Raw genomic sequence first — 4,147 nt, forward strand, 5'->3', positions numbered from 1 at the left:
ACTACGGAAAGCGGCGGGCTTTCGGGCTATGACGCGGGCAAGAAGGTCAAGGGCCGCAAGCGCCATATCGTGACTGATACCTGCGGCTTCCTGATCTTTCTCCTCGTTCATGCCGCCGATATCCAGGATCGTGATGGGGCCGTTGATGTCCTGGCGGCAATACGCAGGCGCTTTCCCTGGCTGCGCCACATCTTCGCTGATGGCGGCTATGCTGGCGAGAAATTGCGATCCGCGCTCGCCTCCATGGGAAAATGGACGGTCGAAATCATCAGGCGGTCCGATACGGTGAAAGGCTTTCAGATCCTGCCGCGCCGCTGGGTGGTTGAACGGACATTCGCCTGGCTGGGACGGTGCAGGCGGCTCGCCAAAGATTGGGAACAATCCATTGCGTCCTCAACCGCATGGACATTGATCGCCTCGATCCGCATGCTCACACGACGGACAGCAAGGCATTGTCAAGCTTGAAAAACTTTCGGATCGGGCTCTGAGGGAAAAGTGACCCACCATTCCGACCGCGGCTGTCAATATGTGTCCATTCTCTACACGCAAAGACTGGCTGAAGCGGGGCTCGTTGCTTCTGTCGGCAGTGTTGGGGATTCCTATGATAACGCCTTGGCAGAGACCATTAACGGGCTCTACAAAACCGAACTCATCTATCGGCAGGGGCCATGGAAAAACAGGGAAACTGTTGAACTGGCAACACTTAAATGGGTCGACTGGTTCAATAATCGGCGGCTCCTGTCCTCCATTGGAAACATCCCGCCAGCAGAAGCTGAGGCACGCTTTTATGCACAACAGAAATCACATGCATTAGCCGCTTAAATCAGATAAAAAACGTCTCCACAAAACCCGGGGCAATTCACACGCAACACAATGGCTCTGGACATATAACCATGACAGACCCAACATGGGGAACAGCGGGCTAACCCCCGCCCAGAAACTAAAAACAGCTGCCTGAATTCTCATTCAATGCCCCACTAAAAATGGGGGGATTACCGAACCGCGAGGAGAACACATGAGCCACGCCAGCACGATCCGGGGACAGGAAATCCTCAACAACCCCGCCCTCAACAAGGAAACCGCTTTTACAATGACTGAGCGTCAATCGCTCGGCCTTGAAGGTCTGCTTCCTCCGACTGTGGAAAACATCGACCGGCAACTGGAGAGGGTTCAGACGCAACTCGCCGCAAAGCCGAATGATCTCGAACGCTACATCTATCTCATGAGCCTGGCGGCCAGGAACAAGACGCTATTCTACCACACGCTGATGTCCGACCCCGCGCGGTTTGTGCCGATTGTCTATGATCCGACCGTGGCTGATGCCTGTCTGACATTCGGACATATCTATCGCGGCAGCGCGGGCATGTATCTCACGCGCGACATGAAAGGTCGCTTCAAAAAAATTCTGCGCAACTGGCCGGTAAAAGACGTTCGGTTCATCTGTGTGTCCACCGGCGGCCGTATTCTCGGTCTTGGCGATATCGGCGCTAACGGCATGGGCATTCCCATTGGCAAGCTCCAGCTCTACACCGCCTGCGCGGGGGTGCCGCCCGAGGCGCTGCTGCCTGTGCTACTGGACATAGGCACCACGAACGCGGCGCTCCGGGCCGATCCGCTTTATCTTGGTCTGCGCGAGCTCCCGCCAGACGAAGCGGAGGTGGATTTGATCTCAGACGCATTTATCGAAGCCGCTACAGACGTGTTTCCCGGTGTCTGCATTCATTTCGAGGACTGGAAAGGTACCGATGCGATGCGGCTTCTCGCCCGCTATCGCGACAAGGTCCTGTGCTACAATGACGATATTCAGGGAACCGCAGCGATCGCGGTAGCAGGCCTGACCACGGCACTGCAGATCAAGAACGAGACTTTCGCCGATCAGCGCGTCCTTTTTCTGGGCGCAGGCTCAGCCGGGATCGGTATCGCAAGTATGATTGTCTCGGCGATGGTCGAAGCGGGTCTGGGCGAGGCCGAAGCGCGTGAGCGTATCGTACTGATCGATGTCAACGGTCTGATCGAGACCAGCCGGACCGATCTCAACGAGTGGCAGAAGCCGTTCGCGCACGAGGCGAAACCGACGAAAGATCTTCTCGAGGTCGTCAGAACCTTCAAGCCGACCATTCTGATCGGCGTCAGCACCATCGGCGGCGCATTCACCGAGGAGGTGGTCCGCGAGATGGCAAAACTGAACGAGCGGCCGGTGATCTTCCCGCTCTCCAATCCGACGAACAAGGCGGAATGTACGGCCGAGCAGGCCTATACCTGGACAAAAGGCAAAGCATTATACGCCGCTGGAGTCCAATTTCCGGACTTCGAATATCAGGGAAAGAGCTACCACCCGGGACAGGCCAACAATTTCTATATCTTTCCGGCAATCGGCCTCGCCGTTTACGCGACCCGTCCCGCGCGGATCACGGACGATATGTTCATCACCGCCGCCGCCGCGACAGCGGATCAGGTGGGGCCGAGCGCACGCGAGCATGGCATGCTGTTCCCGCTCCAAGCCAACATCCTGGAGACCGAAGTGACGACCGCCACGCGGGTTGCGGAGCATATCTTCGATAGTGGACAGGCCACCGTCGAGCGTCCGGAAAATATCCGCGCCTGGATCGAGGGGCTGCTCTACAAGCCGGTCTACAAGGAACTCTGACACACCTAAGTCATCCCCGGTGATCGGCTCGAGCCGATCACCGGGGATGATGACGCCTTCTCTCACCAACCCGGAGCAGATCCGTGAATCTCGTGATACTCGTCGCCGCCATCGCTCCGGTTGTCCTCATATTCGGGCTGGGCTATCTGGCCGGGAAGTACAAGGATTTCGATCACGATCAGGCCATCGGTTTCAGTCATTTCGCGCTGAAATATGCCCTGCCGGTTGCGCTCTTCCTCAGCATGGCGTCCTTCAAACGCGACTTGCTCCTTCAGCAGGGGCCACTCGTTGTGGTCATGATCATCGGATATTCGCTCTTCTTTGGCGTGAGCTATCTCGTCCTGTGCATGATGACGCGCGACCGGCTGACCGCAGTCCTCCTCGGCTATGCGGTGTCCTCCACAGCCGCACCGATCTATGGCCTGACGGTCCTCGATCCAATCTATGGCGATACGGTCGGCGGCGGCGTAGTCGGTCTGGCTGCGGTTGTCACAAACCTCTTACAGGTTTCAGTCGTCATCTACCTGCTCGAGAGCGCGTCCAGGTCAGAAACGTCGAGACCCTCGTTGGCCCGAACGCTTGGAAAAACGATCAAGAACCCCCTTGTGTGGGCACCGGTGCTGGGCACCATCGTGTCTCTGTCCGGTCTGACGATGCCGCCGGTTTCCGTGTCCGTGCTCAAGCCTCTAGCAGTCTGCGCACCAGGAGCGGCGATCTTCGCCTGCGGGCTCGCGCTTGCGTCTTATTCCCTTAATCTCAGATCTAGGACCGTTATACTGGGATCGCTCGTCTGTGTCGTCTTGCAACCAGCAGTCTTCTTCGTCGCCCTCAAGGCATGGGGACTCAAATCCGCTATGGCGAAAGCAGCTTTTGTCGCAAGTGCGATGCCTACCTCCACACCGTCTGCCCTGTTTGCCCAGCAGTATGGGAAGTGCGAGGTAGAAACAGCCAGCATCATGCTGCTCACGACGCTCGGCATGGTCGTCGTCATTCCCGCCACTGTCGCTATATGCGAGTGGATATAACGCAAAAAAATAGATGATTGGAAAAGTTCTCTGGTTTTAAGACCTGCCCTATGATTACAATTCCATGCACTGATTGGAGAAAATGAGTCCTGAAAAGGTCTGTTTTCCGTTTTGAGAAGCGTTTTGCTCATTTGAGTGCTCTAGAGCGGTTCCACTTTAGTCTGGTTCATATCCAGCGGCTGTAAAGAAGCTGGCGCATTCACTGTATGTGAAAGCCGGAAGCAGCGCGCCGACGGTATCCCACAGAGCACGGACAGTCCGTTCGGCTCTGGCGCGCAGCAAGGCCTTGAGTTTTGAGAAGGTCATCTCGATGGGATTGAAGTCCGGGCTGTATGGCGGAAGGAACATCAGTTCCGCCCCTGCCTGCTCAATGACCGTAAGCTCCCGGCGACTGACGCCTTGCTGAATACTTCTGGTCTGGTTCAGCTATGAAGCATGAGCGATTTAAGAGATAGGGACGCGGTACTACCTGCGA

2 protein-coding genes and 3 pseudogenes are annotated in these 4,147 nt (G+C 56.6%); 4 read left to right on the forward strand and 1 reads right to left on the reverse strand.

The features are described from left to right. From CFR76_RS17175 to CFR76_RS17190, 4 genes and pseudogenes are all read left to right on the forward strand, one after another. Positions 1 to 465 (forward strand): annotated as a pseudogene (locus CFR76_RS17175) (IS5-like element IS1031A family transposase); the annotation flags it as partial. A gap of 24 nt (positions 466 to 489) precedes the next feature. After that, positions 490 to 822: pseudogene (locus CFR76_RS17180) on the forward strand (integrase core domain-containing protein); the annotation flags it as partial. Between the two features lie 193 nt (positions 823 to 1,015). Continuing rightward, positions 1,016 to 2,647, forward strand: a complete 1,632-nt coding sequence (locus CFR76_RS17185) for an NAD-dependent malic enzyme (RefSeq protein ID WP_025439986.1) — start codon at positions 1,016 to 1,018, stop codon at positions 2,645 to 2,647. Between the two features lie 83 nt (positions 2,648 to 2,730). Then, complete coding sequence (locus CFR76_RS17190) at positions 2,731 to 3,672, forward strand: AEC family transporter (protein ID WP_025439985.1); 942 nt, start codon at positions 2,731 to 2,733, stop codon at positions 3,670 to 3,672. Positions 3,673 to 3,828: 156 nt separating this feature from the next. Here the strand turns inward: CFR76_RS17190 and CFR76_RS17195 are convergent. Beyond that, positions 3,829 to 4,044: pseudogene (locus tag CFR76_RS17195) on the reverse strand (transposase); the annotation flags it as partial. Positions 4,045 to 4,147 lie beyond the last annotated feature (103 nt).

It is taken from the genome of Komagataeibacter swingsii, from assembly GCF_003207895.1.
Taxonomy (GTDB): domain Bacteria; phylum Pseudomonadota; class Alphaproteobacteria; order Acetobacterales; family Acetobacteraceae; genus Komagataeibacter; species Komagataeibacter swingsii.

Coding starts and splice junctions, on each gene's coding strand:
- CFR76_RS17185 (WP_025439986.1), top strand. CDS start 1,016: ATGAGCCACGCCAGCACGATCCGGGGACAGGAAATCCTCAACAACCCC.